General features: G+C 61.9%; 3 protein-coding genes. All 3 read right to left on the minus strand.

Going from position 1 to position 6,104, the window contains the following annotated elements:
* A partial coding sequence (locus AC3B8H_RS17370) for a TonB-dependent siderophore receptor (RefSeq protein ID WP_488442803.1) occupies nucleotides 1-2,400 on the minus strand: 2,400 nt, incomplete at its 3' end.
* Between the two features lie 168 nt (nucleotides 2,401-2,568).
* The gene (locus tag AC3B8H_RS17375) at nucleotides 2,569-4,839 is read right to left on the minus strand and encodes an ATP-binding protein (protein ID WP_488442804.1); all 2,271 of its coding nucleotides are present in this window, start codon (nucleotides 4,837-4,839) and stop codon (nucleotides 2,569-2,571) included.
* Nucleotides 4,840-4,846: 7 nt separating this feature from the next.
* Nucleotides 4,847-6,104: substrate-binding domain-containing protein (locus AC3B8H_RS17380; RefSeq protein WP_488442805.1), on the minus strand; the 1,258-nt coding region annotated here is incomplete at its 5' end.

Here is a 6,104-nt window from a genome sequence, read left to right on the forward strand (position 1 = left end):
CTCGTCGAGCAGGTTTTTGCCCATGAAATCCACGCTTAGTTGGTGTGGGCCGATTCGCCATTGATAGCCGATCAATGCATTCAGCAGCAGATAAGTTTGACGGTCCGAGTTTGGAGTATCGGCCAATAGGGTCTGATCGTAAACCAAATTGAAGCCGCCGCCGATATGTAAGCCGCGCCAAGCGTCGGCTTTGAAGTCATAGCGTGTCCATAGGTTGGCAAGGTGCGGCGCGCTCATTTGTAACGGCGCATTGTGAAAGCGCAGCGCATTTTTGTAGTACGCGCGGCCGGTGGCGTCCAATGTGTCGGGGTTCCGGGCCAGGATGGCATCGTCCCGGCCGGTAAACTCGGTGATCTTGGCATCCATATAGGTGTAGGACAGATAAAGCTGCCATTGCTCGGTCAATTGGGCGGTGGCATCCCATTCGATACCGCGCGAACGTTGCTTTCCGGTCTGTACGCCGTAGATGGTCACGACGCCGTTAGTGTCGGTGACGGCCAAGTCGTTGACGATGTTTTTATTTTCGATGTCGAAATAGCTCAACGTGCTGGACAGGCGGCCGTCCAACCACTCCGCTTTCAGGCCGACATCGTAGCCCCGGCCTTCGCTCGGGTCCGGAATGGACGAACCGCCGTCGAGACGGTTGATTGGAAATGTGCCGGGGACGAAGGATTCGGCATAGCTGGCGAACCAGGACCACTCCGGCGTCAATTGGTACAAGAGCCCGTATTGCGGCGTGATCCGACCGACGCTGATTTGCGGTTGCGAGCGTTGGTTCAAAACGTCGGTCAGCTGGCTTTCGGTCTCGGTCCAACGCCAGCCGGTCAAGACCAGCAAGCGGTCCGCGAAAAATCCGAAGGTCGAGCCGCCGTAAACCGACTTATCCACCGCGTTGAGGTTTTGAGCGGAGCGGGAGGCGGTCAATTGCGATAGCGCTATCGAGGTGTTGCGATTCCAGGTCGCGGGATTGCTCAAATCCCATAACGGCAGCGGCGACGCGATTGGCGTCCCGCCCAGGCTTGGATCGTTGGGCGCCTGACCGGCCCAACGGTGAAAATTGCGGTCCACGTATTGTCCGCCCAACAACAGGCGCAGACTGGCGAAGCCCAAATCGTATCGGCCGACGCCTTGCAGTTCTATCGTGTCGTCGCGGTTGCCGTAAACCTGATGGCGGACCCGCCGGCCTTGCAGCGTCGTGGTGTTGTTCGCCATGCCGAAATTGCCGGTGGCCAGCGCATCCACGTCGTATTCCAAATGGGAATAGCCGGCCCGTAAATTCCAGTGTTCGTTGGCTTTGAAGTCCAACCAAGTGCTGAAATTATGGGTATCGCTGTGGCGATAATCGCTGTAGGCCATGCTGTTCCAGGTGTCCGGCAGGCCCGGCACATCGACGCCGGACCGGTTGGGATCGGTTGCGCCGGGCACTGTGCCGGCCCAGGTGTTATAGCCGGGTTTCTGCATTAGCTGCGGCGCTTCGATTTTTTCGAACTGTTCGTACTTCAGCGATAGGCTGAAGCGGTCGTTAGGCTGCCAAAGCACGGACGGCGAAATATTCCAGGAGTGGGCGTCGTAAGGCTCCCAATAATGCAGGTCTTGGTCGTAGGAGGCCGCCATTCGGTAGAACAGGGTTTTCGAGGCCGGCCCGGTCACGTCGGTTTCGAAGCGGTATTGGCCGTAGGAACCGTAGCGGGCGGCGGCGGTCGCCGCGAATTGGCGCCGAGGCGATTTGGTGATGACGTTGACAATTCCGCCCGGCGCGACTTGCCCGTATAGAAACGAGGCAGGTCCCTTGACCACTTCCAGCCGCGACACATTCGTGAAATCCAGAATCGACGGCCCATGTACGCCGTCCCGCAAGGTTTGAATATTGCCGCCGGCCAGCGAGCCGACGGTAAAACCGCGTATCGCCAGATTGGCGTTGCCTTCGTTGAAATCGTTGCTGCGATAAGTGACGCCAGGCGAGTAGCGCGCGATGTCGAATATCTCGCGAGGCCGTTGGTCCTGGATGAAAGCTTCGGTGAAACTTTGGATCGCGAAAGGCAATTCGCGAATCGGCGCGTCGAAACGCGAGCCGGATACTGAATTGGAGGCCCGGTAACCGCTATCGAGCTGGCTGGAGACTTCGAACGGCGAAACCTTGACCTTAACCAGTTCGTCGATGTCCATGTCCGCGACGTCCTTCAACGAGCGGGTTGAGCCGTCGGTATTGGCCCAAGATACGCTTGGGTTTTGCCCGGTGAGATTGAAAACCGATGCGGTGTCGCCGGTCTGATTCGCGGCCGGGAAAGCCTTGGCGTCGGCTTGGTCAGTGCTCGCATTCGCCGGCAAGCGCCAGAGGCTCAGCGCCAGCGCGAAACCGGCGATTGCCGAAAAGTTGGCGTTAGGCTTACCTGCGTTCATTCGGAGCCCCCGGAAAATTCGTTGAACCGCGTACGGACTTTCAGCGGTGCCATGCCGCTTTCGCTCGGTCATTAAGAATAGCCGATAGATCGAAAACGAGCGGCCTTTCAGGGAAGCGCGCGCCGCGTTGGCGTGGGGATTGGCGCGAAGGCCGCGCCGCCGCTTCGGTCAGCGAGGATTTGTCGCGTCCAGCAGTTTCAATATGCCCGGATAGTCGAAATTCGCCGCCAACGCGGACAGCCGATCCGCCAGCTCGGCATTGCCGACGCCGATTTGGCGGATTGCCGCCGCTACCTGGGAGGCGTCCAGGGTCTCCAGCGCATGTCGCAACGCGAGTCGTAACGGCGCCGGCAAATCGGCCAGCAAGTCCGCGACCGGCGCGTTGGCGGGAAGCTCGACGCTAGCCGGGAGTTGGTCCGCAACGAACTCGACACCCAAGTGCCTGGCCAAGCAATCGTAGATTTCCTGGAAGCGATAAGGCTTGGGAATGAAGTCGTCCATGCCGGCGTCCAGCATTTCCTGCTGCTCTTCCCGGAAGGCCGAAGCGGTAACGGCGACAATCTTGATCCGGTCGCCGCCCGGCAGTCGGCGGATTTGCCGGGTCGCCTCCACGCCGTCGAGTAGCGGCATGCGTTTGTCCATCCAAATCAAGTCCGGCTGCCAGTCCCGGCAGAGTTCCAGACATTGTTGGCCGTTGTCGGCTATCCGGGGTTCCAGTCCCAGGCGCTTCATCAATTGCCGGAGCAGACGCTGGTTTTCGATCTGGTCGTCGACGATCAGGATGCGATATGCCGGTTGACCCGGAGCGAGGCGCACCGACATTCCCGACTTGGGGCTAGGGCTTACCGAAAACTCGTCGCCGGCCGCCAGTTCCACCGGTACGTCGACCGAAAACAGCGAGCCCTTGCCGGGGGTACTGTTCACCGAGATTCGGCCGCCCATCAATTCGACGAATTGTCGGGTAATCGCCAATCCAAGCCCGCTACCTTTTTGTTCACCGTTGTCCGTCAACTGCACAAAGGGCTCGAACAAACGTTGTTGATCCTCCGGGGCGATGCCGGGTCCGGTGTCTTCGACCGTCATCAGCAAGTGCTGGCGGTGGTTTTCCAGCGTCGTCAACCTGACCGTGACCCCGCCCGATTGGGTGAATTTGAGCGCGTTGCCGATCAGATTGACCAGGATTTGGCGAAGCCGCGCCTGGTCGGCCTTGACGAAGCGGGGAAACTCGGAGGATTGATCGACGCCTAGGGTTAGTCCCTTGGCCGACGCGCGGATTTGCATCAGATCGGTGACGTCCCTGACCAGGCCGCCCAGGTCGAACGGCGCCACCGCCAATTTGAGTTGGCCAGCCTCGATCTTGGCGATTTCCAGCACGTCGTTGATTAAGTCGAGCAGGTGCTCGCCGCTGCGATTGATGATATCCAGACTTTCGCGCTGGCTTTCGGTCAGTTCGGGATCGTCGCGCAACATGCTGGAAAAGCCCATGATCGCGCTTAGCGGCGTGCGTAGTTCGTGGCTCATATTGGCCAGAAACGCGCTCTTGGCCCGGTTGGCGGCTTCGGCCGCGTCGCGGGCGTGGGCCAATTCCTCGGTGCGTAGCGCCAGTTGCCGCCGATCCTCGCGAAATTGCGCCACGGCCTGGGCCATCTCGTCCAGTTCGTCGAGGTTGGAGTTCGGCCAGCCGTTGGTGTCGCCGCCGGGATGGTCTTCGCGCAATTGGCGGCTGATGTGTTGCAAGCGAGTCAGCACGTGCCGGCCCAGAAAAACTTGGGCGATGACCCAGGCCAACAGCAAGCCGCCGGCTAGTAGTAACTCCACCCAATGCTCGTTATCGCGGGCGGTTTGCAATAGTCCGCGCACGCTGTCGCGGTAGGCTTCGGTATATTGATCGTTCAGGGCGCGCGCGGCGTCCACCATCGCATTGGCCTGGCGGCGGAGTTCCTCGTCGAATTCCCGCTCCACGCGAAGGCGCGCCGCGCTGCTACCCGCCTCGCCGGGTTTTGGTTCCGCGGATTCGCGCACGCGGCTTTCCCGCAATTGGGCAATGACGTTCGCGGTATTGCGAAACAGTTGGCTGGCTTGGCGTAAATCCAGCAAGGCGGCGTCCTCGCCGCCGGCGGCCAGCTTGTCCACCAACGCATCGAAGCTTTCCATGCGCTTGGCGATCTCGGCGTAGCTTGTCCGCATTGGGGCGAGCTCGTCGGTCTTTGCCAATTGATAAGAGGCGCGTTCGATCTGCAAGGTTTGATCGACCATCTGCTGCGCCTGCCGCAGACTCTCCAAACGCTCCTCGGCCAGCCAGGCAACCGTGGCCGCCGAACCGCGCAAGGCATGGACCGCGGTCAGGCCGCCGGCCAGGATTAAGGCCGCCAGCGCGCCCAGGGTGAACAGAAATTGGCGGCGCAGGGTTCGGGGCAGATAGCGGCGTGACAGGCTCATATTGGCTTCAAGGTTTCCAAATCCGCCGAAAAATGTCCCGGTAACCATTGTCCGGATCATACAGCAGGTCGGGCGCGCCTTCCGACGCGATATTCGCGGCCGTGACCAGATGCACCGGAACCACGTAGCCGGTGACCGGTTGGTCGGCCATCAGCCGATTTAGTTCGTCGATCAACTGCCACCCCTGCAAATTCAGCGGCTCGGCGGCGGTGGCGGTTTGAAAGGCGCCCGCGCGTATGCGCAGAAAGGCAGCGGGGCTGCCGTCGCCGGCGGACAACAGCGCGATGCTGGCGCTGGCCCGCCCGGCCTGGGTGAGTTCCGGCACCGCGTAGTCGAAGTAAATATCGTTGATCGCCAACAGATGAGTCAGACCCACGCCGTGGCGGGCCAACCATTCGCGGGTGATTTTCGGCATCGCTTCGGCCGCCTTGGAAATCGCGATGTCTCGGATTTCCAGCAACTTGCATTCGGCGCAGCGCCGCACGACGATGGCCATCGCCTCGGCCTTGGCCAGGGCGATGTCGAAATTGCTGTCGGTGACGATCACGATACCGGCGCCGCGCGCGTCCGAGACGGCGGCGGTGGCGGTCACGCGGGCGACTTCCAGCGGGTCGGTGGACACGTTCATCGCGATAGGGCCTGCGGCGAGCGCGCCGGCCTTGAGATCGACGTGCCAGCCGACGATGGGGATGCCGCGCTCGGCGAATGGCGCCAGTCCGGGGCCAATGGCGCGGGCGTCGGTGCCGACCACGATCAGGCCGTCCGGCTGCTGGGCCAACGCGGCTGTCAATGCGCGGCCGCGGCCGGCGGGGTTGCCGCCGGCGTCGTAAAGCTTGGTTTGCCAGCCGATTTCAGCCGCTGCTTCGCGGATACCTCGGGTGACGCCGAGGACACCGCCGTTGCGCAAGTCTTCGCAGACGATCGCCACCCGCGCCCCGCTTCGCGCCGGCGGGCCGGAGCGGGCGCCGCCCCATGCGGCGTCGAACGATGGCGAGCTGGGCGCCGACACCGCTTCAGCCGTTGCCGAGTTGGCGTCGGCCATCGACGGCGGGCAGGGCAGACAGGCGCAGCCCAGCGCAAATAGCCAGGCAGCGACCCATCGTAAACTGGGCGCGAACATCGTTGAAATTTCCTCCATCTTGCGGAATGCCGGTCTCGGTCCGGTAACGAAATCGCGGTCGCCGGTCGGTAGAGGGCGGCGCGGGAGCCCGTGTTCGGGGTGGCGTTGCGTTGGCACGAAAGCCTGTGCGCCGCTTGCGCCGATC

The organism is Methylomonas sp. BG-2, assembly GCF_057766305.1.

Coding starts and splice junctions, on each gene's coding strand:
- AC3B8H_RS17375 (WP_488442804.1), bottom strand. CDS start 4,839: ATGAGCCTGTCACGCCGCTATCTGCCCCGAACCCTGCGCCGCCAATTT.